Below are 24,651 nucleotides of genomic sequence, written 5' to 3'. Positions count from 1 at the left end.
CGTCGCCGCGTTCGGCTCAGTCGGCGCCGGCGCCGGCCAGCACCTCGTCGACCCAGGTGGGGACGAGCGTGGTCGCCGGGCCCGTTCGCGCGTCGTCGAATGGCACGACAGCATCGCTGGGCTCGAGGTTGAGCTCCACGAGTCGGGCACCGAACGCCGATGCCAGCGCGGCATAGCCCGCAGCCGGATACACGGCCCCCGAAGTCCCGATCGACACGAACACGTCGCACGCGACGACCGCCTGCTCGATGCGGTCGAGCTCGTACGGCATCTCGCCGAACCAGACGACGTCGGGGCGGAGCATCCGCTCACCGCACACCGGGCACGGCGGCAGGTCCACCAGATCCCGCGACCAGGCGGGCCGCGCATCGCACGCCGTGCAGAGCGCGCGCCGGAGTTCGCCGTGCATGTGCACGAGGCGGATGCTGCCGGCGCGCTCGTGCAGGTCGTCGACGTTCTGCGTCACGATGAGCAGCTCGTCACCGAGGGCGTCCTCGAGGCGGGCGAGCGCGCGGTGGGCGGCGTTCGGGTGCACGGATGCCACGGCGCGGCGCCGCGCGTCGTAGAAGCGCTGCACCATGGCGGGGTCGCGTTCGAAGCCCTCCGGTGTCGCGACATCCTCCACCCGATGCCCTTCCCACAGGCCGCCGGCGCCGCGGAACGTGGCCACGCCGCTCTCGGCCGAGATGCCGGCGCCGGTGAGCACGACGATGCGCATGCGACCAGTCTGTCGCATGCGCATCGCGCACCGGTCCGCCCGCCGGCGGTGCCGTCTGCGTCAGGCCATGAGCGGGATCGCTCCGACGAGCACGCCGACGGCGAGCATCGCGAGGGAGACCACGCACGCGCGCCACAGCACCTTCTTGTGGTGGTCGCCCAGGTTCACGCTCGCGAGCGAGACGAGCAGCAGGATCGCGGGGACGAGCGGGCTCTGGAGGTGCACCGGCTGGCCGGTGATCGATGCGCGCGCCATCTCGACGGGTGCGATGCCGAAGTGCTCGGCGCTCTGGGCGAGCACCGGGAGGATGCCGTAGTAGAAGGCGTCGTTCGACATGAAGAAGGTGAACGGGATCGACAGCACGCCGGTGATCACCGCGAGGAACGGCCCGAGCGAGTCGGGGATGACCGTCGTGATCCACGCCGCCATGGCGTCGACCATCCCGGTGCCGCCCAGCACGCCCACGAGCACCCCGGCCGCGAGCACCATCGACACGACTCCGACGATGCTCGGAGCGTGTGCCACGATCTCGTCGGCCTGGCTCTTGAGCTTCGGGAAGTTGACCACCAGCGCGATTCCCGCGCCGACCATGAAGACGTAGGCGAGCGGGAACAGGTCGAGCACGAGGAGCACCATCACCGCGGCGGTGAGGACGAGGTTGAACCAGATCAGCTTCGGACGCAGCGTCGCACGGTTCGGGTCGAGCATCGTGTCGGCCATCGCGGTGTCCTCGCGGTCGACGATGGCCGTCGCCGCGGGTGCTCCCCCGCGCCCGCCGGTCAGCGTGACGATGTTGCCGGTGCGGAGGGTCGCGCGGGCACCGGGCTTCGCGCCGGCGCCGCGGAAGATGCGCGGAGCCGCGAGCACGCCCTCGCTGTCGAACCGCGACGAGTCGAGCTGTCCGATGCGCTTGCGCTCACCGAGCCCGAGGAACCACGCGAAGGTCAGCGCGATCACGATGCCGGCGGCGAGGGAGGGGAGCATGGGCACGAACACGTCGGTCGGCTGCAGGCCCAGGGCGGTCGCGGCTCGCACCGTGGGACCGCCCCACGGCACGATGTTGAGCGTGCCGTTCATGAGTCCCGCGACGCACGTGAGCACCACCGGGCTCATGCCCAGACGCAGGTAGATCGGCAGCATGGCCGAGGTCGTGATGATGAAGGTCGTCGAGCCGTCGCCGTCGAGCGACACCGCTCCGGCGAGGAGGGCGGTGCCGAGCACGACCTTCGCGGGGTCGTCGCCGAGCAGACGGGTGATGAAGCGGATCAGGGGATCGAACAGACCGACGTCGATCATGATGCCGAAGTACATGATCGCGAACATCAGCAGCGCCGCCGTCGGAGCCATCGTCGTGATCGCGTCGATGATCATCTCGCCGAGCCCGAGACCCGCACCGGCGAACAGGCCGAACACCGTGGGCACGAGGATGAGGGCGACCATCGGCGTCATCCGCCGCGTCATGATGAGCGCCATGAACACGAGCACCATGGTGAAGCCGAGCGCGACGAGAACGCCCTCGGGCGGCAGGAAGGCGACGTCGTAACCGTCTTCCGCGGCCGCGAAGACCGGGAACTGCCCCGCGAGCGGGAGGGATGCTGCCGCGTTCATGTCGACTCCTTCGTCGTCTGTGCGTCTGCTGCGTCTGCTGTGGTGCGCGCCCGGGCCGGATGCGCTCCCGTGACCATAGAGGCGCGGGTCGCTCCCCCGCGCGCTATCTCGCATTGGTGCACGTTCTGCGCGTAGCGTGTGTTCTGCGCATTCTGCTCGGATGCCGGCGACGAAGAGGAGGTGGCATGCGGTTCGCCACGCGACTCCTGCTCGTGCAGCTCGTGACCGTCGTCGCGGTCGTCGCCGTGTGCACCGCCGTCTTCGGCTGGCTGGCCGTGCGCCAGCTGCGCGCTGAGTCCGAGGCATCCGCCCTCAACATCGCTCGCACGGTCGCGGAGGATCCCGACGTGCAGGCACTCGTCGCCGAGTACTCGGCCGATCCAGGAACACCGGATGCCGCAGGCCTGAGCGTCGGCCCCCTGCAGGAACTCGCGGCCGACGTCGCCGCCCGCACCGACGCCCTGTTCGTCGTCATCACCGACGACCACGGCATCCGCCTGGCCCATCCGAACGCCGAGATCCTCGGGCAGGTCGTCTCGACGCCGTTCGAGGAGGTGCTGGCGGGCAACGAGGTGGTCGATTGGGAGGTCGGCACGCTCGGCGAGTCGGCGCGCGCCAAGGTTCCCGTCTTCCCTGCGGACGGCGGCGCGCCCGTAGGCGAGGTGAGCGTCGGGTTCGAGCGCGCGAGCGTCTTCGACGACCTTCCCGCTGTGATCGCCTCGATCGCGATCGTCGCCGGCGGCGCGGTCGCCCTCGCCGCCCTCGCGACGCTGCTGCTGCGTCGGCGCTTCGAGCGGCTCACCCTCGGCGTGCAGCCGGAGGAGCTCGTCGCGCTGGTGCAGAATCAGGCGGCCGTGCTCGACGGGGTGGGCGACGGCGTGATCGCGCTCGACCCCGACGGCACGGTGCGCGTCTGCAACGACGCAGCCGAACGGATGCTCGGCATCGACGCTCCGCTCGGCCGGGCGTTCGACGGGCTCGGCCTCGGCGGCGCGGTGGTCGCCGACATCCGCTCCGGACGCGCGACCGACGGCGTCGTCGTCGGCGACCGCGTGCTGTACATCGATGCGCGCCCGGTGACACGGAACGCGACGGCACTCGGCGAGGTGATCGTGATCCGCGACCGCACCGACGTCGAGGCGCTCGCCACGCGCCTCGACTCGGTTCGCGCCATGACCGAGGCGCTGCGGGTGCAGCGGCACGAATTCGCCAACCGGCTTCATGTCGCAGCCGGTCTGCTCGACGCGGAGCGCGTGCCCGACGCCCGCGCCTTCCTCGGCGATCTGCTCGCCCGGGGCTCCGTCGACTTCGCCGTCGTCGGCATCGAGCGGGTCACCGACCCGTTCCTGCAGTCGCTGCTCGGCGCAAAGGCGCTGACCGCCCGCGAGCGCGGGGTCGCACTGCGGATCTCCGACGACACCCTGCTCCTCGGTACGCTCGAGGCCGTCGAAGACGTCGCGGCGATCGTCGGCAACCTCGTCGACAACGCGCTCACGGCCGCCGTCGACGCAGCCGTCGCGTCCGACGGCGCGGGCGCCGCGTGGATCGAGGTCGCCCTCCTCGGCGACGCCGACGAGCTCGTGGTCACCGTCTCCGACTCGGGGAACGGCGTGCCCGCGGGCACGGATCCGTTCGCACGCGCAGGCGGCGCGGCGCGGTCGGATGCCGGCGGGCGCGCGGAAGTCGCGGGTGGAGCGGATGCCGGCGCCGACGTGGATCGTGTCGAGCGTGTCCCGGACGACGCCGTGCACGGCCGGGGGTTCGGGCTGCCCCTCTCGCGAGACCTGGCGCGGCGTGTGGGCGGCGAGGTCTGGCTCATCGACGGAGGCGGCGATGGGCGCGGGGCCGTGTTCGGGGCGAGGATCCCCGCCGCACTCCGCCTGTCGGATACAGCACCCCGTGACCGCGACGGGACGCCTGATCACCCCGGACCCGCCGCGCCGCACGACACCGAGACCGCGACTGCGCGGTCCGAGGAGGAACCATGACCGACAGCATCCGCGTGCTCGTGATCGACGACGATTTCCGCGTCGCGGGCCTGCATCGCGATCTCGTCGCGGCGCGGCCGGGCTTCACCGCGCTCGAGCCGGTGCACTCGCTCGGCGCCGCGCGTGCGGCGGTGCGTACGGAGACGCCTGACCTGCTGCTCGTCGACGCGTTCCTGCCGGACGGCGACGGGGTCGACTTCGTCGACGCGACCCCGGTCGACGCGTTCGTGCTGTCGGCGGCGACGGATGCCCAGACGGTGCGCCGGGCGCTGCGGGCGGGGGCCCTCACCTACCTCACGAAGCCCTTCGAGGCCCGGTCGCTCGCCGACCGCCTCGACCGCTATTCACGCATGCGCAACGTGCTGCAGACCGACCGGCCGCTCGAACAGGACCAGATCGATCGCGCGCTGTCGATCCTGCACGGCGGCGCGGAGCCGGCGACGGTGTCGCGCTCGGCGACCGAGCAGCTCATCCTCGACGGTCTCGGCGCCGACGAGGCATCCGCGATCGAGATCGCCGACCGGGTGGGCATCTCGCGAGCGACGGCGCAGCGGCATCTGGCCGCCCTCGCCACCCGCGGTCAGGTCGAGGTGCGGCTGCGGTACGGATCGACGGGCCGACCCGAGCACCGGTACGCGATAGCTCGCTCGTAGCCCCGGCGCCCCCACCGCCCGCGCGAAGCAGCCTCCCCTGACGAGATTCGTCTCGCCGCCCTGCGCGCGGCAGATCGCGCTCAGTCACCCCGGTCCTCCCGCCGCTCACCCGCGCAGCAGGGCGCGCAGCGCGTCGATCGTGTCAGCCTCGTCGGGGCGCTTGTCTGGACGGTAGCCCTTCACCCGCGCGAAGCGCAGCGCGACGCCGCCCGGGTAGCGCTGCGATCGCTGCACGCCGTCGATGGCGATCTCGACGACGGTCTCGGGCCGCACATGCACGGCGTACGCCGAACGATGCGTCTCGATCGTCGGGAAGTGCGCCGTCTGCCAGCGCAGCAACTCGTCGGTGAGACCTTTGAAGGTCTTGCCGACCATCACGAAGCCGCCGGGCTCTCCGTAGGCGCCGTCAGGATCGCGCGCCCCGAGGTGCAGGTTGGACAGCAGACCGGTGCGGCGGCCCGACCCTGCTTCGACGGCGAGCACCACCAGGTCGAACGTCAGCACCGGCTTCACCTTGAGCCAGCTCTTCCCCCGCCGCCCCGCCGCGTACGGCGAGTCGGCGGCCTTCACCATGACCCCCTCGTGCCCTGCGGCGAGCGCCGCCGCCGACAGCGCCTCGGCCTCGGCCGGATCGGACGACACGATTCCCGGCATCCGGTGCGCGCCGACGACCTCCTCGAGCGCTTCGAGGCGCACGGCGAGCGGCTCATCGAGCAGGTCGACGCCGTCGCGATGGAGGATGTCGAAGAACCAGGGGCGCAGCATGCCCTCGGCTGCGGCATCCGACCCGAATCGCGCCATCGTGTCCTGGAACGGCCGCGGCCCGCCATCCTCGTCGAGGGAGAGGGTCTCGCCGTCGAGGATCAGCTGTCGAGCCGGGAGCGCCCGCACCGCCTCGACGATCTCGGGCACCCGCGCAGTGATGTCGGCGAGACTGCGCGTGTAGACGCTCACCGCGTCGCCGTCACGGTGCACCTGGATGCGCGCGCCGTCGAGCTTGTACTCGACGGATGCCGCTCCCCCGATGCTCTCCATGGCCTCGGCCACCGAGCCGGCGGTCGCTGCGAGCATCGGCAGCACCGGCCGCCCGACGGCGAGCCCCACGCCCTCGAGCTCGTGGGCCGCGGCGAACAGGGCGATCCGAGCCGTCTCGCCGAGGTCGCCCGAGAGCATCGCGGCTCGTCGCACGGTGGCGGCGGGGCGATCGGCGGCCGCTGCGACTGCATCGAGGAGTACGCCTTCGAGCGCGCCGGTGCGCAGCTCTCCCTGCATGACGCGCATGAGGAAGTCCCATTCCACCGCCGTGGCCGCGCCGGCGAGGGCATCGAGCGCCGCCCGCCGGACGGCGACCGACCCGGGTCCGCCCTCGGCGGTGGCGAGCCCGGTGAACGCCGCGTCGACCTCGCCGACGCTCAGCGCAGGTTCATGCGCGTGCGGCACATCGACCGCCGCGAGCGTGCGCCACCCGACCCCGAGCCGCCCCTGACGCGGCTTGGCCGTGAGGAGCCCGATCGCAGGCGCCACCTCGTCGGGTGCGAGCCGACTCAGGAGTGCGGCGAGCGCGTCTGTCTTGGCCCGGCGCGACGAGGTGGCCGCGACCTCCTCGGTCGCGCGCACGACGTCGGCGAGCAGCATCCTCGCATTCTCGCACCGGCCTGCGACACCGCCCACCCCGGGGCGGGGGCCCGCGGGTCAGGAGGCGCGGGGCGGAACGGCCGGCTCGAACGCCGCGCCGGCGCGCAGCACACCGTCGTGCAACTCGAGCACACGGTCGGCGCGAGCGACGATCGACGGGTCGTGCGTCGAGAGCAGCACGGCGAGACCGTCTTCATGCGCGATCGTGGCGATGAGGTCGATCATCGCCGCGGCCGTGTGCGAGTCGAGCTGACCGGTCGGCTCGTCGGCGAGCAGCACCCGGGGCGCCGCCGCGAGGGCCCGGGCGATACCCACGCGCTGCTGCTGACCTCCCGAGAGCTCGTTCGGGCGCTGCTTCGCGTGCCCGGCGAGACCGACGCGCTCCAGCAGTCGGGACACCTGCGCGCTCCGCTCCGCGGGATCGGCACCGGCGATCCGCAGGGGCAGCTCGACGTTCTCCTCCGCGGACAGCGCCGCGATCAGCCCGAAGGACTGGAAGACGTAGCCGATGTCGTCGCGACGCACCCGATCGATGTCGCGCTCCGGAGCGTCGGTCACCGTCACATCGCCGACGCGCACGGTTCCGGTCGTCGGCGATTCGATACCGCCCAGCACGTGCAGCAGCGTCGTCTTGCCGGCCCCCGACGGGCCGATCAGCACCACGAGCTCGCCGGGATGCAGGTCGAGCGACGCATCGACGAGCGCGTGCACGTCGCCGGCGGGCGTGCGGTGCACGACGGAGAGTCCGGATGCCTCGAGCACCGGCCGCGCCGAGTGCGTCTGCGTGTCACTCATCGCTCGATCCCTTCTCGGCGTCGCGGAGACTGCGACGCGTCGGCGGCTCCGGCGCGTCGCCGGCGGCGGCCGGCGCACCCCCGGCATCCGCTGTCTCCGCCGAAGCATCCGTCGCCGCCCCGCCACCCGGTGCCGGCGCACGCGTGTCGCCGCGCCAGACGCCGACATGGTCGGGGTTGAGTTCGAGCCGCACGCGGTCGCGCAGCTCGAGCGACTCCATGTAGTCGGTCGGCAGCTGCATGCGTCCGACGCGGTCGAGCACGACGAATTCCTCGGCCATCGCGTGCTCCTGGCCTTCGTCGTCGGTGTGGGTCCAGCGCAGCACCTCGGTCGACGTACGTCCGTCGCGGATCTGCACCGTGCGCTGCACGTGGTCGGACACCGCGGGGTCGTGGGTGACGATGAGCGCGGTCGTGCCGAGCTCGCGGTTCACCGCCTCGAACGTCGCCAGCACCTCGGCCGACGCGTGCTCGTCGAGGTCGCCCGTCGGCTCGTCTGCCAGCAGCACCCGCGGGTCGTTCGCGAGGGCCACGGCGATCGCGACGCGCTGCTGCTGGCCTCCCGAGAGCTCGGCAGGGCGGCGGTCTGCGACATCCGCCACCCCGGCCAGATCGAGCAGGTCGAGCGCGCGCTCCGGATGCGAGCGGTCGCCGCCGATCGCCCGGGCGAGCTGCACGTTCTCCTTCGCAGAGAGGTAGGGCAGGAGGTTCCGCGCGGTCTGCTGCCAGACGAACCCGACGATCTCGCGCCGATAGGTCACGCGGTCGCGCGCCGACAGCGACGGCAGGTCGCGGCCGGCGACCCGCGCGACGCCCGCGGTGGGGCTGTCGAGCGCCGACAGGATCGACAGCAGGGTCGACTTTCCGGAGCCGGATGCCCCGACCAGCGCCACCAGCTCGCCGCGGTCGACGGTGAGATCGAGCCCCTGCAGGGCCTGCACCTCGATGTCGGCGACGGCGAAGATGCGCACGAGGCCCTCGCATACGATGTCGGGTTCGTCCATCAGTCCTCCTCGGTTCGCAGGACGGCGGCCATCGAGGTGGTCCGCGCGCTCAGCACCCCGCCGACGACGGCGAGGGCGAGGGCGACCACGACTGCCGCGATCAGGATGCCGCTCAGCAGCGGGTCGACGGCGAGGCTCGGCTGCCCGCCTCCGCCGGTGAACGGTCTCAGGTCGATCGATCCGACCACGAGCAGCGGCAGCACCACCCCGAGCAGCACGCCGCCGACGAGCGCGGTGATGCCGAGCGGCACGAACTCCCACGCGACGATCCCGCGCGCACGGCGACGGTCGAGGCCGAGCGTGCGCAGCAGTGCGACGGCGCGCGAGCGCGACTCCTGCGAGACGCCGGCCACGAGCAGCAGCGCGACCACCGACAGGCCGACCGCGATCACGAGCGCCGCGAACAGCACGAAGCGCAGGGCGGTGACCGCCGGAGACGCCTGGATCTCGGCCGTCGACTCCTCGAGGAGCGCTGTGGAGTGCGGGGCGCCGACGACCTCGTCGAGCGACGCTGCCACGACCTGCGGGTCGGCGTCCGCGTCGATGTCGACGTAGACCGAACGCGGGAAGAACCCGCGCGTGGTGAGCGCGGTGTAGTCGACCTCGTCCATCACGATGATGCTGGTCGACGTCGAGATGCCGAGCAGCCGGTCGAGCGTCGCCGTCACCTCGACCGGGGTGCCGGCGAGCGTGACGCCCTCGGTGCCGACGTCGGCGCCGAGCTCGGTCGACATCACCACCTCGATCGGGTCGGACTCCGGTGTGATCGCGCCGACCGGGAATGCGCCGACCATGCCGCGCTGGATGTCGGCGAGGCGATCGGCCTCGGTGACCATGATCTGCACGCTCGCGGAGCCGTCCGGCCCCTGGACACCGAGGTAGTCCCCCGCGAGGATGCCGACAGCGTCGGAGACCCCGTCGGTCCCGCGCATCCGCTCGATCGTGTCGGGATCGAAGTACGGACCAGACAGACGGATGTCGGCGCCGACGTCGCGCTGGGCGGCGACGACCGCACCCCGGTCGACCGTGGCCAGCACGACCGACGAGAACACCGCGACAGCCACGGCGACGAGCATGGCGAGAACGGCGGTGGTGCCGGCAGCCGAATCGCGCAGGTTGCGCGCGGCGCCCACCAGCCCGACGACTCCCCGGCCCCGTCGCGAGACGCGCAGCGCCGCGGCGATGGGGAGCGGATGCAGACGCACCACGACGAGCGCGACGGCGACGGTCGCGAGCAGCGGCGCCACGACGACCAGGGGGTCGATCGACTCGGTTCCCCGGCCGATGCCGCGCACGAGCAGCTGCGCGACGGCGGCTGCTGCGACGATCACCACGATGACGCCGAGGATGCGCGCCGCGCGCGAACGCACGGGCGAGTCGAGGTCGCTGCGGCCCCGCTCGAGGAGCGCCGGACGCAGGGTCATCGCGAGGGCGACTGCCGGCACGACGCCGACCAGGACGGCGAGAAGGGTCGGCAGCGGCCCCGCGTCGTTCGGCGTGAGTGCCACTCCGGCCGCGGTCGCGAGAGCCGCCGCGGGCACACCCAGGATGAGGCCCTCGGCGAGGAGGAGACCGCGCAGGCGTGCGAGCGGGGCGCCGCGCGCAGACATCAGTGCGAGGTCGGTGCGACGACGACGGATCACGAGGGTCGCGGCGAGCACGACGAGGGCGACGCTGACGGCGAGCGGCCCGACAGCGGCGACAGCGAGGATCGAGCTCGCCGAGTTCGCACGCGACAGCGCCGTCGCGAGCACGTCCTGCACCTCGCTCGCGAACCGCACCCGGGTCTCACCGCTCGCTTCGACGGCGACCGAGCTCGACGTCGCCGCCCGCAGCGCCGCGAGCAGCTCCGCCGGGTCCTCCCGCTGCGCGCCGGCTCCGTCGACGGGATACCAGACCACCATGCGCGGCGAGTCGATCATGTCGAGCGCCAACCGCGACAGGGGCGACACCCAGGCCGCGGCGGTCGCCCGCGGGCGGCTGTTGCCGTCGTCGAAGACGGTCGCCGTCAACGCCGTCGGCAGGTGCGTCCAGCGATCGTCGTCGGGGTCGATCGCCTCGACGACCGCCGCGAGCCGTAGCACCGGGAAGTCCTCGTCCCACACGCCGTCGGTGGGCGAGCTGCCCGGCGCCGGGACGCCGCGCTCCTGACCCACAGGCCAGCCCATCGTCTGCGCGGCATCCGCGCTCAAAGCGATCTCGAGCACGTCCTCATCGACCGACCAGTCGCGCGGCCACTGGCCCTCCACGACCTCGACGTGCGCGGTCGCGTCGGGCTCGCTGAGCAGCTGCACGACGCTGAACGGGTCGTCGGCGGGCTGTTCCTCGGGCACCACGAGGAAGGGCTCGCCGTACACCGCGAACTCGGCGGTGCCGGTGAGCTCGCGCAGGGCGGGGTCGAAGTCGTCGCGCACGGCGGCGAGTCCCGCGCCCAGGTCACCGAACGCCAGGGCGCCCCCGGCATCCCACTCGCCCACGATGTCGTCGCCCGCCCCCGCATCGCCGAGCATCGGCAGGCCGAGGAAGTCTCCGGTGAGGTCGCGGCTCGATGCCGCCATGCCCGAGATCTGGTGCGACACCTCTGCGCGCACCACGCCGACGAGCGCCCGCGGAGCAGCGGCGATGACGAAGGCGGCGAACGCGGTGAGCACGACGATCACGATCGCGGCGCTGCGGGGCGTGGCGAAGCGACGCCGGGTCAGCGCGAACAGGCCGGGAGATGGCGTCATTCGTCCTCCCTCAGCAGCGCGGCGAGGTGCGCCGGAGCGCGCACAGAGGCGATGATCGCGGCGAACACGAGGGCGGCGACGACGACGGATGCGCCGAGCAGCACCCACGGCATCGCGAGCGGCACCGGGTACGACTCGGGAACGGTGCCGTAGGCCGCCCGCACCAGGGTCGGGACGACGAGCCACGCCGTGGCGAGCCCCGCTGCGACGCCGGCGAGCACACCCAGCGCGACCGCGAACAGGTCCTCCGCGGCCCGGGTGCGTGCCGCGCGCCGCCGCCCGAGGCCGAGCACCGCCAGGAGCGCCAGCTCACGGGCATCCGCCCGCGAACGCGTGCGCCGCAGGAAGAGCACGACGATCGCCAGGGCCGTCGCGCCGAGCGCCGCGAGGGCGAACGCGAGCACCGTGCCGGCTGCGCTCTGCGCTGCACGGGGATCGGCCACGGCCACGACGACGTCGGGGAACTCGTCGGCCACGGCCGCTGCCGTCGCACCGGGGTCTCCGGTGCTCAGCCAGGCCTGGTTCGCCGGGATGCCGACGCCGGTGACCACACCGACGGTCGTCCGGTCGAACAGGATGCCTCGTCCCGACGGCGTGCCCGGCAGCACGGGCACGACTCCCACGACCTCCGCCTCGAGGGAGACGTCGGGCGAAGACACGTCGAACGCGGTGCTGTCACCGACGTCGAGGCTGAGCGCATCGGCGACGTCGGAGGTGACGACGATCGGGACGCTGGACGCGACCCCCGGGGCGACCGCGTGGGTCGACGGCGTGGTGTTCTCTCCGACTTCGGGCGTGAACACCAGCGAGGTCAGGTCGGCGAACACGGTGCCTGGGGTGCCGAACGCGGCGCTGAAGCCGCTCATGTCGATCGGTTCGGCGCCGGCGATGTCGACGCGCACCGAGCCGTACGTCCATATCGAGTCATGCATCCGGGCGTCGACGGCTGCGAGCGCCCAGTCCCCAGGGCCGAGGTCGAACGTCTCGGTCGACACCTCGCGGATGTCGACCTCGGTGAAGACGACATCGCCGTCCTCGCGGATCGATACGTCGGTGTTCGACGACTCGACGCGCTGCACCGCGCCGTCGGCCGAGACCAGCGTCGCGACGACGACTGCCGCAGGGTCGGGCTCCTCGGAGGCCTCCCCCTCGAACTCGATCCCGTCGTTCGGCATAGCGGTGATCGTGATGGTGAGGCTCGATCCGCCGACCGGCACGCCGAGCGGGGGCGGAGTGAGCAGTTCGCCGAGCGCCCACGGATCGATGCTGCCACCGGCGTCGCTCATCACGTCGCCGAGTCCGGCGGCGTCGACGGCGAGCACCGGGACGCGTCCGTCCGACGACTTCGCCGACATCGGCCGCACGAGCATCGACGCGTCCGGATCGCCGGCCGCCGCGACCGCCGCCGCCTCGACGTCGTCGGGGATCGACATCGCGCGGACGTCGGCGCCGACGCGCAGCGCCTCCGGCGCGTCCCCGAGGGCGGCCATCGTGCCCTGGTAGGCGACCGCGACGGTGACGGCGCCGACCGCGAAGGCGACGACCGCGACCGGGAGCGCGTGACGCCCGGGTCGACGCGCTGCGAGCCTCAGCGGTGTCACCGGCGCGACGCCGCGGGTCGGCGCGAGCGACGCGGCGACGACGCGGGCGATCGGGGTGGCAAGTGCGACCCCGATCACGGCGGCGAGCGCGAGGCCGAGTGCCGGGGCGATCGCGACGAGAGGGTCGAGGATGCTGGTTCCCCCGGCGCGCGCGACCACCGGAGTGCCGTCCTGCGAGAAGCGCCACAGCGCGAGGCCGGTCACCACTGCGAGCACGACGACGACGCCGATGTCGGCGACGGCTCGTCCGCGCGACGCGGCGCGATCGGCACCGCGCACGGTGGCGACACCGGCCGCAAGGAACGCTGTGGCGGCCACTGCCAGCGCGGCGACGCCGCTCAGGAGCGGCAGCTGGACGCCGCCGAGCACCCGGGCGAGCACCGCGGTAACGCCGCCGCCGAGCGCGGCGCCGAGGCCCGCGACGACGACAGCCTCGACACCGGCGAGCGCGAAGAGCTGGCGGCGACGTACGCCGCGCGCCCGGAGCAGGCGCGTCTCGGTCTCCCGCGCGCGGACGGCCTCGAGGGCGACGGCGCCCACGACGACGGCCGAGATCAGGCCGAGCATCGCCACGGCGACCGCGGTCGGGCCGGAGCGCGCCTGGACCCCGGCCGAGATCGTCACGAGGGTGTCGCGCAGACCCCCGGCGACCTGCACCCGGGTGCCGGCGCGCTCGTCGACGGCGTCGCGCAGCTCGGGGAGCGCCTCCACCAGTGCGACCGCGTGCGAGCCGTCGATGCGGCCGAGATCGGGGCTGAGCACCACCGTGCCGCCGTCGATGGACGCGACGAGCGCACCGCCGGCTCCGCGCGCGGCGAGTTCCGCGTCGATGGCGGCGGCGACGTCCTCGGGCGAGGCATCCGCATCGACCGTGACGACGACGCGGCCGCGATCGCCGGTCGCCCCGGCGAGAGCGGTGCGCACCTCGCCCGCATCGACACTCGCCACGAGCACGGCCACCCCGGCGATGAGGGCCGTGGCGAGGGCCGCGACGACCGCGAGGGTGACGAGGGGCGCACGGGCGGCGCGTGCGCGGGCGAGCGCGAAGCGCGATCCTCCGATCACGCCACAGCCCCATGCATCCCGTCACTCTAACCAATGCCCGGCGCGACGATCGGCGCCTGTGCACAAGGACGCGCGCATCGCGCCCGCACGGGCCGTGGCGACGCCGCCCCGAACCCGTGTCGGGTGTCGGCAGGCCGTGGCAGAGTGGCGCCATGGCCCGCATCGGAGCGATCTTCAACCCGTACACGCACGACCTCGACGAGTTCCCGGATGCCGTCGCCGCCGCCGAGCGATCGGGCGTCGACGAGCTGTGGATCTGGGAGGACTGCTTCCGCCACTCGGCGTTCGCGGCCGCTTCAGCCGCCCTCGCGTGGACGGAGCGGCTGCGCATCGGCATCGGCATCGCCCCGCTCCCGATGCGCAATGCAGCGGCGACCGCGATGGAGATCGCGACGATCGAGCAGCTGTTCCCCGGCCGGCTGCTGCCCGGGCTCGGCCACGGGGTGCTGCCGTGGATGGGGCAGATCGGCGCCCGCGCCGCCTCGCCGCTCACGCTCATGCGCGAGTACGTGCCCGCCGTCCGCGCGCTCCTCTCCGGAGATGAGGTCTCGACGAGCGGCCGGTACGTCACGCTCGACGGTGTGCAGCTCGTGTGGCCACCGGCATCGGCCCCCGCCGTCTATGCCGCGGCCGAAGGGCCGAAGACCCTCGCGCTCAGCGGCGAGGTCGCTGACGGCACGGTGCTCAACAGCGGATACACGCCCGACGAGGTCGCAGGGTTCACCGCGTCGGTGCGCGGCGCGCGCAGCGATGCCGGGCGCGGCGGGCGACACGACATCGTCGCGTACGTCGTGGCCGCGTTCGGTGCCGACGCCGAGGCCCGCGTGAGCGCCGACCTCAGTGAGAAGCCCGATCCCCTGGAGCGCGCGATCTGGGGCGAACCCGCGCACGTCGCAGCAGGCGCTCGCCGGTACTTCGCGGCCGGCGTCGACGACGTCGTGCTGCTGCCGGCGTCACGCGTCGACCTCGCCGAGTTCTACGACGCCGCCGGCGAGGTCACGCGGCTCCTCGCCGCCGGCTGATTCGGGCGGGGCATCCCGACCGCAGACGCCGACACGCCGCCCCGGTCTCCCGAGACGGCGTGTCGCGCCTGGTGGCGTGTGCTCAGGCGGCGACCGTGAACGGCACGCCCGGAGCGACCGCGATGCCCGCCGCCCCGGCATCCACCGTCACTGCACCGCCGTCGGCGATCGCACCGGTGACGAACAGGTCGGCGATGCGGTCGTCGACCTCGCGCTGGATGAGACGACGCAGCGGCCGGGCGCCGTACTCCGGCTCGTAGCCGTGCTCGGCGATCCAGTCCACCGCGGCATCGGTCACCACGAGGGCGACCTCACGACGGTCGAGGCGGGCCTCGGTCGCCGTGAGCAGCAGCCGCACGATCTGACGCAGCTGCGGCTTCTCGAGCTTGCGGAAGAGCACGATCTCGTCGATGCGGTTGAGGAACTCGGGCCGCATCGCCTCGCGGAGCTTGCCGAACACCCGGTCCCGCAGGTCCTTCTCGGATCCGAAGCCGGTCGCGCCGCCGCCGTCGGCCAGGAAGCCGATGCCGCCGCCGCGCGACGCGAGGAACTCCGAGCCGAGGTTCGAGGTCATGATGACCACGGTGTTGCGGAAGTCGACCGTGCGACCCTGACCGTCGGTGAGGCGGCCGTCGTCGAGCACCTGCAGCAGCAGGTTGAAAACGTCGGGGTGCGCCTTCTCGATCTCGTCGAACAGCACGATCGAGTAGGGGTTGCGCCGCACGCGCTCGGTGAGCTGACCCGCCTCGTCGTAGCCGACGTATCCGGGAGGGGCACCGACGAGGCGCGACACCGTGTGCCGCTCGCCGAACTCGCTCATGTCGAAGCGGATGACCGCGCCCTCGTCGTCGAACAGAGATGCCGCGAGAGCCTTCGCCAGCTCCGTCTTGCCGACACCGGTCGGGCCGAGGAACAGGAACGAGCCGACCGGACGCCGCGGATCGCCCATGCCGGTCCGGCCACGCCGCACCGCCTTCGCCACCGCGGTCACCGCGTCGTCCTGCCCGATCACGCGATCGTGCAGCTCGTCCTCGAGCACGGCGAGCCGCTCGCGCTCGGTCTCGGTGAGGCGGTTGACCGGGATGCCGGTGGCCCGGCTGATCACGGCGGCGATCTCGGGCTCGTCGACGATGGCCTCGCCGCGCGCGGCCGCCCCCGACGTCGTGGCCCGCTCGAGGCGGGCCTGCACGTCGGCGATGCGGTCGCGGATGCGCGACGCCTCCTCGTAGTGCTCGCCCGACACCGCGGCGTTCTTCTCCGCCTCGAGGGTCGCGAGCTCGGCGACCAGGCCGGCCGCGTCGACGCTCACGCCGAGACGCAGCCGCAGGCGGGCGCCGGCCTGGTCGATGAGGTCGATCGCCTTGTCGGGCAGCACCCGGTCGCTCAGGTACCGGTCACTGAGCTCCACGGCGGAGCGCAGCGCGGCGTCGGTGTAGACGATGCCGTGGTGCTCCTCGTAGGCGGGCTTGAGGCCGTGCAGGATGCGGATCGCGTCCTCCACGGAGGGCTCGCCCACGCGTACCGGCTGGAAGCGCCGCTCGAGCGCAGGATCCTTCTCGATGAGGCGGTACTCCTTGAGCGTGGTCGCACCGACGAGGTGCAGCTCACCGCGAGCGAGTCGCGGCTTGAGGATGTTGCCCGCGTCCATGGAGCCCTCGCCCCCGCCTCCGGCGCCGACGACGGTGTGCACCTCGTCGATGAACGCGATGATGCGACCGGCCTGGGCGGCGATCTCGTCCATCGTCTTGGTCAGGCGCTCCTCGAAGTCGCCGCGGTACCGGGTGCCGGCGAGCATCGCCGGCAGGTCGAGCGCGACGACCCGCTTGCCGAGGAGCTGCTCCGGAACGTCTCCGTCGACGATCGCCTGCGCGAGCCCCTCGACGATGGCGGTCTTGCCGACGCCCGCCTCGCCGACGAGCACCGGGTTGTTCTTGGTGCGGCGGCTGAGGATCTCGATCGTCTGCTCGATCTCGTCGGCACGGCCGATCACGGGATCGAGTCCGCCGCTCTCGGCACGCGCGGTGAGGTCGGTGCCGTACTGGTCGAGCAGGGGGGTGTCGGATGCCGCGGCATCCGTCTCCTGGGCCTGCACGCCGGCCGGAGTCACGGTCTCGCGGGCGCCCTGCGTGAGCGCCTCGGCGGTGACCCCGGCGTTCGCGAGCACCTGGCCCGCGGGGGTGTCCTGCGCGAGGACGAGGGCGAAGAAGAGGTGCTCGGGGTCGACGTAGGTCGAACCCGATGAGCGCGCCACCTGGAATGCGTGGAACAGCGCCCGCTGCACGGACTGCGTGATGACGGCGGCATCGACGCTCGCCGGCGCGGACGCGGCCGGGAGGCGCTCCTCGGCGGCGCGGGCGATCGCGGCGGGGTCGGCGCCGATGCGAGTCACCGCATCCGTCGCGGGCGACTCGCCGACGAGCACGCGCAGTACGTGCAGCGCGTCGAGTTCGTGCTGGCCGCGCTCGAGCGCGAACCGTCCGGCGCGCTGCAGGATCTCCTGCGTGCGGGCGCCGAGGAATCTGCTGAGGTCGATCGAGCGCTGCTCGCGCGCACGCTCCCCCGCCAGGTACCGTGCGAGGAAGTCGTCGAAGGCGCTCCCGCTGTCGTCGGCGCCGGGCTGGGGGGTGAAGTCTTCGGGCATTCGTTCTCCTGAACATCGAGGGATGCCTCGTCACCAAGTTGAGTGCATCCGTGTCAAGTTCAACGACTGTGGGTGATCGGTATTCCCCCGTCCCGTTCGCGGACAGCGGACGTCCGGGGTGCGGCGTAACGTCGGCGGCGAGGGCCGAGCGGCCCGCCCAGGAGGCAGAGACATGGACTGGAAGATCGAGCTCATCTTCGTGCCGGTCACCGACGTCGACCGCGCGAAGGACTTCTACGTGAAGATCGGCTTCAACCCCGACCACGACCAGACCCCGTTCGACGGGCTGCGCTTCGTGCAGCTGACGCCGCCGGGTTCCGCCTGCTCCATCGCGCTGGGAACGGGTCTCGGCATCGACCTCGAGCCCGGGCGGCAGAACACCATCCAGGTCGTCGTGCCCGACGCCGATGAGGCCCTCGCCCACCTGCGCGGGCTCGGAGTCGAGGCCGACGGCGTCGACGAGCAGGCGTGGGGTCGGTTCGTCAGCTTCGCCGACCCCGACGGCAACAGGTGGACGCTGCAGCAGCTCCCCGACCGGTCGAACGCCTGACGAGGCGGCCGGTCAGGCGCGGCCGCCGGGCTGACTGGTCAGTCGCGTCCGCCGGGCGGGCCGACGACGAGCAGGGCGACGTACAGTCCGACGACGGCGACCGCGATGAGGACTGCCAGCACCCACGGACGCTGGAGGAACCAGCGCATCAGTCGGTCGTGCCAGGCGGCGTCGCGGGGATCGTCGGTGGCCGTCAGCCGCCAGTCGCCCGCGAGGCGACCCGAGCGGTGGATCCACAGCTCGGTGGGGATGGTCGCGTAGGGCACGATGGCGCTGCCGATGGCGACGACCGTCGGCAGCGCACCCCACCGCTGATTCTTCGCCACGAGGATCGCCGTCGCGCCGTAGGCCAGGAAGACGAATCCGTGGATGCCGCCGCCGATCGTCACTGCGATCGCGAGGTCCGCGGTCGCCCGCAGGATCAACCCTCCGATGAGGAGGGTCCACGAGATCGCCTCCGCGATCGCCAGCGTGCGGAAGAGGTTCAGGGGCGTGCGGAACACCGGTCTCCTTCGGGTGGGGATGCCTCCACCCTACGTTCCGGCGACGCGCCGGCCGGCGCCGGGCTAGCGTGGAGCGGTGGACTTCTCGCTCGACGCCCTGCGACGCCGACCCGACGTCGAGGCGCCGGGCCTGGTCGCCGCCGATGCCGCCGATCGCCTGATCCTCGACGAGTCGGCGGGCGCACGCGCGGATGCCGTCCCCGGCACGGTCGTCGTCATCGGCGACGCCTACGGCGCGCTGACCCTCGGCGCCGCGGCGGACGGCGCCGCGCTCGTGCGCGTGCATCAGGATCCACTCACCGGCGAGCAGGCGCTCATCGCCAACGCGGCCGACCTCGGCTTCGACCGCGGCGCCTTCACGTCGCATCCCCTCGACCGCTCGCTCGTCGCCGGAGCGCGGGTCGTGCTGCTCCGACTCCCCCGCTCACTCGACGCCCTCCGGGACATCGCCGGCCTCCTCGCCGCGCACGCGCACCCGGATGTCGTCGTGTTCGCCGGCGGCCGCATCAAGCACATGACGGTGACCATGAACGATGTGCTGCGCGAGCGGTTCGATCGCGTCGACGTCACCCACGCCCGCCAGAAGTCACGCGTGCTCGTCGCCCGCGGCCCGCGCGACGGCGGCGACCCGACACCGGCGAGAGCCGACGTCGGCGACCTCGTCGTGTGCGCGTTCGGCGGCGCGTTCGCCGGTGCGGGCATCGACATCGGCACACGGCTGCTCCTCGCGCACCTGCCCGAGCAGGTCCCCGCCCTGGTCGACGACCACCAGGACGCCGATGAGGCGATCGACCTCGCGTGCGGCACCGGCGTCATCGCGGCCACGCTGGCGCTGCGGCATCCGAGCCTCCGCGTCTACGCCTGCGACCAGTCGGCGGCAGGCGTGGCGTCCGCGCGCGCGACTGCCGCGGCGAACGGCGTCGCCGACCGCATGACCGTGGCGCGCGACGACATGCTGGCCGCACGCGCCGACGCGAGCGCATCCTTCATCACCCTCAACCCGCCGTTCCACAGCGGCGCGGCCGTGCACGAGGGCATCGCCCCGCGCATGTTCGCCGAGGCTGCGCGCGTGCTCCGGCCGGGAGGCGAGCTGTGGGCCGTGTGGAACTCCCCGCTGCAGTACCGTGGCGCGCTGGAGCGCATCGTCGGACCGACGCGCCAGGTCGCCCGCGATGCGAAGTTCACGGTGACCGTCTCCACCCGACGCTGACACCCGCGGGCGTCGCCGCGATCGTCAGCCGGCGGGCGTCGTCACCTCACCGGCGCGTCGACCACAGCGCCCATGCGACGAGAACCGGCTGGAACACCAGTCGCACGAGACGCTTGCGGTCGGTGTCGAGCCCGAAGCCGTCTCGACGGCGCAGCCACTGCTCGATGTTCCCGGGAAAGACGGCGACGAAGAAGGCCGCCAGGATCGCCCCGATCGTTCGGCGCGACCCCGGCAGAACGACGAGCGAGGCGCCGAGCATGACCTCGACCGCACCGGAGGCGACCACGACCGCGTCCTTGTCGAGGATCTCGGAGACGGCATCCGGAACCTGGTTCTGGAACTCGCGCCGCGCCCAGAACAGGTGACTGATGCCGGCGAAGATCATCCCCGCCGCGAGCAGCCAGCGGGACAGCGTTCTGAGCGTCTCGAGCATCCCCCTACGCTCTCAGACACCGCCGATCGACGCCAGCACGGCGACGCGCCGAAGAAACATTTCCCACCGATGTTGTCCCCCAAACGGTGGACACGGTAAGGTCTTAAGCATCGACCGCGGGCTCAACCCCCCGGTGTGCGATTCACCAGGTGCCGTGGGGGCATCGACTCGCATAACCCGCGGAAGACAACTGGGGTCTGGGGAAACTCAACCTCCCGTGCCGTGTGCACGAAGAGGGTCCCCCCGGCCGCCTCAGATAGAGCTGAAGCGCCCGGGGGGACCCGAACCCGGTGGGCTGAAGCGGAGTCGTCTGTTGGGGACAGACTCGGTGCTGGGGGGCACCGCCGCACATGCGCTGGGGACACATGGCCGACCGGTCATTACCCAGGGTACGTAATCATCCGCGCGGATTCAAACCGAAGCGGCAGATTTCCGAAACGATTCGCAGACCCGACACCGCCCGGAACCGGCGCCAGGCTGACAGGTTGGTGTGAATCACGGCAACCGCTCTCCCCGCCGAGGAACATGCAGCTCCTCCGCCGATTCGGCCCGGCAGCCCGGGAACAGCACAGGCACCCACCCGATTCGCCTGGCGTGTCGAAATCCTCGCCCCGTCTCCGACACACTGAGAAGGCCGTGCTCAGCGGCCGGAACAGGAGCGAAGATGAAGTACCTCATCCTTATCCACAACAGCCCGGCCGTCATCGAGCTGTTCGCCGAGATGACCGATGCCGAGCGTTCGGCCGCATTCCAGATCTACTGGGACGTCGAAGCGGACCTCGAGTCCACGGGCGAGCTCGTCGACTCGAAAGCACTGGACACCGACGCTCAGAAACTCGTCATGCGCGCGGCCGACGGCACGGTCGTCACCGATGCTCCGCTGCCCGAGATCACCGAGGTCGTCTCCGGCTACTACCTCGTCGACGTCGCCGACGAGGCACGCGCCGCCGAGATCGCCGCGCGATTCCCCGAAGCGGCGGTGAGCGGGGGGATGCGCGTGGCTCGGGTGTGGACCGACGCCGACTTCGCCTCCACAACGTGACGATTGGTCACCGGCGGCCCGGCAGTGCAGGTCGCCGCCGTGCGAGCGCACCTCCTTGCGCGCGCCGGTCGACGCGCACAAGCGCTGGACTCGTACGCCCTCGCAGCCCAGCTCACTCGAAACGACCTCGAGCGACGATGGCTGCTGCGCGCGGCCACATCCTGAACACGGGTCGGCGTCGAAACCGAGCGCGCACTCTGCGGCAGCTGCTGTCCTCCTCTGTCTCCCGAGAGAAGGCACAAGAGAGGCCCGATTCCGCAGAATCCTGCGAATCCGGGCCTCTCACCAGCCGTTTCGGGTCGGAGTCAGATCTGGGTGGTCAGAAGTCCCAGTCCTCGTCCTCGGTGGCCTCGGCCTTGCCGATGACGTACGACGAACCCGAGCCCGAGAAGAAGTCGTGGTTCTCGTCGGCGTTCGGCGAGAGCGCCGAGAGGATCGCGGGGTTCACGTCGGTGACCGTCGCGGGGAACATCGCCTCGTAGCCGAGGTTCATCAGCGCTTTGTTGGCGTTGTAGTGCAAGAACTTCTTGACGTCTTCGGTGAGACCGACGCTGTCGTAGAGGTCCTGCGTGTACTGCACCTCGTTGTCGTAGAGCTCGTACAGCAGCGAGAAGGTGTAGTCCTTGATGTCGTTGCGCTCGGCCTCGGAGACCTTCTCGAGTCCCTTCTGGAACTTGTACCCGATGTAGTACCCGTGCACTGCCTCGTCACGGATGATGAGGCGGATGAGGTCGGCGGTGTTCGTGAGCTTGGCGCGCGAAGACCAGTGCATCGGCAGGTAGAAGCCCGAGTAGAACAGGAAGCTCTCGAGCAGGGTCGAGGCGACCTTGCGCTTGAGGGGCTCGTCGCCGCGGTAGTACTCCATGACGATCTGAGCCTTCTTCTGAAGGTTCGGGTTCTCGATCGACCAGCGGAACGCCTCGTCGATCTCCTTGGTCGAGCACAGGGTCGAGAAGATCGACGAGTAGCTCTTGGCGTGCACCGACTCCATGAACGCGATGTTCGTGTAGACGGCCTCCTCGTGCGGGGTGATCGCATCGGGGATCAGTGAGACCGCGCCCACCGTGCCCTGGATCGTGTCGAGCAGGGTGAGCCCGGTGAACACCCGCATCGTGAGGGTCTGCTCTTCGGGGGTCAGCGTGTTCCACGACTGGATGTCGTTCGACAGCGGCACCTTCTCGGGCAGCCAGAAGTTGTTCACGAGGCGGTTCCACACCTCGAGGTCCTTGTCGTCCTGGATGCGGTTCCAGTTGATGGCCTGAACGTGGTCCAGGAGCTGGAGCTTCTCGCTCATCGTCTTCTCTCTTCGCGTTTCTTCTCGCTGCGCCCGCTCAACGGCCCGTGATCAGAGCGTGCACGAGACGCACTCGCTCATGTCGGTGCCCTCGAGCGCCATCTGGCGGAGGCGGATGTAGTAGATCGTCTTGATGCCCTTGCGCCACGCGTAGATCTGCGCCTTGTTGATGTCACGCGTGGTGGCGGTGTCCTTGAAGAACAGCGTCAGCGACAGGCCCTGGTCGACGTGCTGCGTCGCCGCGGCGTACGTGTCGATGACCTTCTCGTAGCCGATCTCGTAGGCGTCCTGGTAGTACTCCAGGTTCTCGTTCGTCATGAACGCCGCCGGGTAGTAGACGCGGCCGAGCTTGCCTTCCTTGCGGATCTCGATCTTCGCCGCGATCGGGTGGATCGACGACGTGGAGTTGTTGATGTACGAGATCGAGCCGGTCGGCGGCACCGCCTGCAGGTTCTGGTTGTAGATGCCGTGCTGCTGGATCGAGGCCTTCAGCGCGCGCCAGTCGTCCTGCGTGGGGATGTGGTGACCCGCGAACATCTCCGCGACCTTGGCGGTCGCCGGCACCCACTCCTGGTCGATGTACTTGTCGAAGAACTCGCCCGACGCGTACGTGGAGTCGGCGAACCCGTCGAACGTCTCGCCGCGCTCGATCGCGATCCGGTTCGATGCGGTCAGCGCGTGGAAGAGCACCGAGTAGAAGTAGATGTTCGTGAAGTCGATGCCCTCTTCGGAGCCGTAGTACACGTGCTCGCGAGCGAGGTACCCGTGCAGGTTCATCTGGCCGAGGCCGATCGCGTGCGAGCGGTCGTTGCCGCTCTCGATCGAGCGCACCGAGGCGATGTGGCTCTGGTCGCTCACGGCGGACAGGGCGCGGATGCTGGTGTCGACGGTCTTCCCGAGGTCGCCGCCGTCCATCGCGAGCGCGATGTTGAGCGAACCCAGGTTGCACGAGATGTCCTTGCCGATCTCGGCGTACGACAGGTCCTCGTTGTAGGTGGTCGGCGTGTTGACCTGGAGGATCTCCGAGCAGAGGTTCGACATGTTGATCCGGCCCTTGATCGGGTTGGCCTTGTTCACCGTGTCTTCGAACATGATGTACGGGTAGCCCGACTCGAACTGGATCTCGGCGAGGGTCTGGAAGAACTCGCGCGCATTGATCTTCGTCTTCTTGATGCGCGAGTCGTCGACCATCTCGCGGTACTTCTCCGACACCGAGATGTCGCCGAAGGGCACGCCGTACACCTTCTCGACGTCGTACGGCGAGAAGAGGTACATGTCCTCGCCGTTCTTCGCGAGCTCGAACGTGATGTCGGGCACCACGACGCCGAGCGAGAGCGTCTTGATGCGGATCTTCTCGTCTGCGTTCTCGCGCTTGGTGTCGAGGAAGCGCATGATGTCGGGGTGGTGCGCGTTGAGGTACACCGCACCGGCTCCCTGACGCGCGCCGAGCTGGTTCGCGTAGCTGAAGCTGTCTTCGAGGAGCTTCATCACGGGGATGATGCCCGACGACTGGTTCTCGATCTGCTTGATCGGGGCGCCGGACTCGCGGATGTTCGAGAGCAGGAGCGCGACGCCGCCGCCGCGCTTGGAGAGCTGCAGCGACGAGTTGATGCCGCGCGAGATCGACTCCATGTTGTCTTCGATGCGCAGCAGGAAGCACGAGACGAGCTCGCCGCGCTGAGCCTTGCCGGCGTTGAGGAACGTGGGTGTCGCCGGCTGGAATCGGCCCGAGAGGATCTCGTCGACGAGGTTCGTCGCGAGCTTCTGGTCGCCGTCGGCGAGGGCGAGGGCGGTCATCACGACGCGGTCCTCGAAGCGCTCCAGGTAGCGCTTGCCGTCGAAGGTCTTGAGCGTGTAGCTCGTGTAGTACTTGAACGCGCCGAGGAAGGTCTCGAACCGGAACTTCTTCGCGTAGGCGCGGTCGTTGAGCTTCTGGATGAACTCGAACGGGTACTGCTCGAGCACGGCGCCCTCGTAGTACTCCTTCTCCACGAGGTAGTCCAGACGCTCCTTGAGCGAGTGGAAGAACACCGTGTTCTGGTTCACGTGCTGCAGGAAGTACTCCCGCGCCGCACGCTTGTCGGCGTCGAACTGGATCTTCCCGTCGGCGTCGTACAGGTTCAGCATCGCGTTGAGGGCGTGGTAATCCATCCCCTCGAAG

Annotated in this window: 18 protein-coding genes; 6 read left to right on the top strand and 12 right to left on the bottom strand. The window is 71.1% G+C overall.

What is annotated here, in order from left to right; translation table 11 throughout:
* Positions 1-16: 16 nt before the first annotated feature.
* Complete coding sequence (locus JOD63_RS03970) at positions 17-718, bottom strand: NAD-dependent deacylase (RefSeq protein ID WP_045276024.1); 702 nt, start codon at positions 716-718, stop codon at positions 17-19.
* Between the two features lie 60 nt (positions 719-778).
* Positions 779-2,326, bottom strand: a complete 1,548-nt coding sequence (locus JOD63_RS03965; protein ID WP_045276025.1) for a CitMHS family transporter — start codon at positions 2,324-2,326, stop codon at positions 779-781.
* 185 nt (positions 2,327-2,511) lie between these two features.
* On the opposite strand from JOD63_RS03965, the gene JOD63_RS03960 reads away from it, so the two are divergent.
* On the top strand, positions 2,512-4,314 hold the full coding sequence (locus JOD63_RS03960) for a sensor histidine kinase (RefSeq protein ID WP_084613556.1): 1,803 nt from the start codon (positions 2,512-2,514) through the stop codon (positions 4,312-4,314).
* Positions 4,311-4,967 (top strand): response regulator, encoded by a 657-nt coding sequence (locus JOD63_RS03955; RefSeq protein ID WP_045276026.1) that lies wholly within the window; start codon positions 4,311-4,313, stop codon positions 4,965-4,967. The genes JOD63_RS03960 and JOD63_RS03955 overlap by 4 nt, the downstream gene beginning before the upstream one ends.
* A gap of 105 nt (positions 4,968-5,072) precedes the next feature.
* Here the strand turns inward: JOD63_RS03955 and JOD63_RS03950 are convergent, their stop codons facing one another.
* The 5 genes from JOD63_RS03950 to JOD63_RS03930 are packed head-to-tail and all read right to left on the bottom strand — an operon-like array spanning position 5,073 to position 13,795.
* The gene (locus tag JOD63_RS03950; protein ID WP_045276027.1) at positions 5,073-6,602 is read right to left on the bottom strand and encodes an ATP-dependent DNA ligase; all 1,530 of its coding nucleotides are present in this window, start codon (positions 6,600-6,602) and stop codon (positions 5,073-5,075) included.
* Positions 6,603-6,659: 57 nt separating this feature from the next.
* Positions 6,660-7,397 carry an ABC transporter ATP-binding protein gene (locus JOD63_RS03945; RefSeq protein ID WP_045276028.1) on the bottom strand — a complete coding sequence of 246 codons (738 nt, stop codon included), beginning with the start codon at positions 7,395-7,397 and terminating at the stop codon, positions 6,660-6,662.
* Positions 7,390-8,400 carry an ABC transporter ATP-binding protein gene (locus tag JOD63_RS03940; protein ID WP_084613557.1) on the bottom strand — a complete coding sequence of 337 codons (1,011 nt, stop codon included), beginning with the start codon at positions 8,398-8,400 and terminating at the stop codon, positions 7,390-7,392. The genes JOD63_RS03945 and JOD63_RS03940 overlap by 8 nt, the downstream gene beginning before the upstream one ends.
* Positions 8,400-11,129 (bottom strand): FtsX-like permease family protein, encoded by a 2,730-nt coding sequence (locus JOD63_RS03935; RefSeq protein WP_045276029.1) that lies wholly within the window; start codon positions 11,127-11,129, stop codon positions 8,400-8,402. The genes JOD63_RS03940 and JOD63_RS03935 overlap by 1 nt, the downstream gene beginning before the upstream one ends.
* Positions 11,126-13,795, bottom strand: a complete 2,670-nt coding sequence (locus JOD63_RS03930; protein WP_045276030.1) for an FtsX-like permease family protein — start codon at positions 13,793-13,795, stop codon at positions 11,126-11,128. Before JOD63_RS03930 ends, JOD63_RS03935 begins: the two co-directional genes overlap by 4 nt.
* A gap of 152 nt (positions 13,796-13,947) precedes the next feature.
* On the opposite strand from JOD63_RS03930, the gene JOD63_RS03925 reads away from it, so the two are divergent.
* Positions 13,948-14,817, top strand: a complete 870-nt coding sequence (locus JOD63_RS03925) for an LLM class flavin-dependent oxidoreductase (protein ID WP_052682526.1) — start codon at positions 13,948-13,950, stop codon at positions 14,815-14,817.
* A gap of 82 nt (positions 14,818-14,899) precedes the next feature.
* Here JOD63_RS03925 and JOD63_RS03920 read toward each other — a convergent pair whose 3' ends face one another.
* On the bottom strand, positions 14,900-17,458 hold the full coding sequence (locus JOD63_RS03920; protein ID WP_045276031.1) for an ATP-dependent Clp protease ATP-binding subunit: 2,559 nt from the start codon (positions 17,456-17,458) through the stop codon (positions 14,900-14,902).
* A gap of 172 nt (positions 17,459-17,630) precedes the next feature.
* On the opposite strand from JOD63_RS03920, the gene JOD63_RS03915 reads away from it, so the two are divergent.
* Entirely contained in the window at positions 17,631-18,008 is a 378-nt protein-coding gene (locus JOD63_RS03915; RefSeq protein WP_045276032.1) for a VOC family protein, read from the top strand.
* A gap of 38 nt (positions 18,009-18,046) precedes the next feature.
* Here the strand turns inward: JOD63_RS03915 and JOD63_RS03910 are convergent, their stop codons facing one another.
* Positions 18,047-18,511, bottom strand: coding sequence for a DUF3817 domain-containing protein (locus JOD63_RS03910; protein WP_045276033.1), 465 nt, complete (start codon positions 18,509-18,511; stop codon positions 18,047-18,049).
* A 76-nt stretch (positions 18,512-18,587) separates the two neighbouring features.
* Here JOD63_RS03910 and JOD63_RS03905 point away from each other — a divergent pair, with 76 nt between their 5' ends.
* Positions 18,588-19,721: a class I SAM-dependent methyltransferase gene (locus JOD63_RS03905; RefSeq protein ID WP_045276034.1), complete on the top strand. Its 1,134-nt coding sequence runs from the start codon at positions 18,588-18,590 to the stop codon at positions 19,719-19,721.
* A gap of 46 nt (positions 19,722-19,767) precedes the next feature.
* Here the strand turns inward: JOD63_RS03905 and JOD63_RS03900 are convergent, their stop codons facing one another.
* A complete protein-coding gene (locus tag JOD63_RS03900) occupies positions 19,768-20,154 on the bottom strand; it encodes a DoxX family protein (RefSeq protein ID WP_045276035.1) in 387 nt (128 codons plus the stop codon).
* Between the two features lie 664 nt (positions 20,155-20,818).
* On the opposite strand from JOD63_RS03900, the gene JOD63_RS03895 reads away from it, so the two are divergent.
* Positions 20,819-21,196 (top strand): YciI family protein, encoded by a 378-nt coding sequence (locus JOD63_RS03895; protein WP_045276036.1) that lies wholly within the window; start codon positions 20,819-20,821, stop codon positions 21,194-21,196.
* Between the two features lie 319 nt (positions 21,197-21,515).
* On the opposite strand, the gene nrdF is transcribed toward JOD63_RS03895, so the two are convergent.
* Positions 21,516-22,490: a class 1b ribonucleoside-diphosphate reductase subunit beta gene (gene nrdF, locus JOD63_RS03890; RefSeq protein ID WP_045276037.1), complete on the bottom strand. Its 975-nt coding sequence runs from the start codon at positions 22,488-22,490 to the stop codon at positions 21,516-21,518.
* 51 nt (positions 22,491-22,541) lie between these two features.
* Positions 22,542-24,641: a class 1b ribonucleoside-diphosphate reductase subunit alpha gene (gene nrdE / locus JOD63_RS03885; protein WP_045276075.1), complete on the bottom strand. Its 2,100-nt coding sequence runs from the start codon at positions 24,639-24,641 to the stop codon at positions 22,542-22,544.
* Between the last annotated feature and the right edge of the window lie 10 nt (positions 24,642-24,651).

This window comes from Microbacterium terrae (assembly GCF_017831975.1).
GTDB classification, from domain to species: domain Bacteria; phylum Actinomycetota; class Actinomycetes; order Actinomycetales; family Microbacteriaceae; genus Microbacterium; species Microbacterium terrae.
Note: the sequence above shows the minus strand (reverse complement) of the source record. Positions and strands in the feature narration are given on the sequence as shown.

What these genes read in the sequence shown, in the direction of transcription:
- JOD63_RS03970 (WP_045276024.1), bottom strand. Translation starts at nt 718, where the DNA reads ATGCGCATCGTCGTGCTCACCGGCGCCGGCATCTCGGCCGAGAGCGGC.
- JOD63_RS03965 (WP_045276025.1), bottom strand. Translation starts at nt 2,326, where the DNA reads ATGAACGCGGCAGCATCCCTCCCGCTCGCGGGGCAGTTCCCGGTCTTC.
- JOD63_RS03960 (WP_084613556.1), top strand. Translation starts at nt 2,512, where the DNA reads ATGCGGTTCGCCACGCGACTCCTGCTCGTGCAGCTCGTGACCGTCGTC.
- JOD63_RS03955 (WP_045276026.1), top strand. Translation starts at nt 4,311, where the DNA reads ATGACCGACAGCATCCGCGTGCTCGTGATCGACGACGATTTCCGCGTC.
- JOD63_RS03950 (WP_045276027.1), bottom strand. Translation starts at nt 6,602, where the DNA reads ATGCTGCTCGCCGACGTCGTGCGCGCGACCGAGGAGGTCGCGGCCACC.
- JOD63_RS03945 (WP_045276028.1), bottom strand. Translation starts at nt 7,397, where the DNA reads ATGAGTGACACGCAGACGCACTCGGCGCGGCCGGTGCTCGAGGCATCC.
- JOD63_RS03940 (WP_084613557.1), bottom strand. Translation starts at nt 8,400, where the DNA reads ATGGACGAACCCGACATCGTATGCGAGGGCCTCGTGCGCATCTTCGCC.
- JOD63_RS03935 (WP_045276029.1), bottom strand. Translation starts at nt 11,129, where the DNA reads ATGACGCCATCTCCCGGCCTGTTCGCGCTGACCCGGCGTCGCTTCGCC.
- JOD63_RS03925 (WP_052682526.1), top strand. Translation starts at nt 13,948, where the DNA reads ATGGCCCGCATCGGAGCGATCTTCAACCCGTACACGCACGACCTCGAC.
- JOD63_RS03920 (WP_045276031.1), bottom strand. Translation starts at nt 17,458, where the DNA reads ATGCCCGAAGACTTCACCCCCCAGCCCGGCGCCGACGACAGCGGGAGC.
- JOD63_RS03915 (WP_045276032.1), top strand. Translation starts at nt 17,631, where the DNA reads ATGGACTGGAAGATCGAGCTCATCTTCGTGCCGGTCACCGACGTCGAC.
- JOD63_RS03900 (WP_045276035.1), bottom strand. Translation starts at nt 20,154, where the DNA reads ATGCTCGAGACGCTCAGAACGCTGTCCCGCTGGCTGCTCGCGGCGGGG.
- JOD63_RS03895 (WP_045276036.1), top strand. Translation starts at nt 20,819, where the DNA reads ATGAAGTACCTCATCCTTATCCACAACAGCCCGGCCGTCATCGAGCTG.
- nrdF (WP_045276037.1), bottom strand. Translation starts at nt 22,490, where the DNA reads ATGAGCGAGAAGCTCCAGCTCCTGGACCACGTTCAGGCCATCAACTGG.
- nrdE (WP_045276075.1), bottom strand. Translation starts at nt 24,641, where the DNA reads ATGGATTACCACGCCCTCAACGCGATGCTGAACCTGTACGACGCCGAC.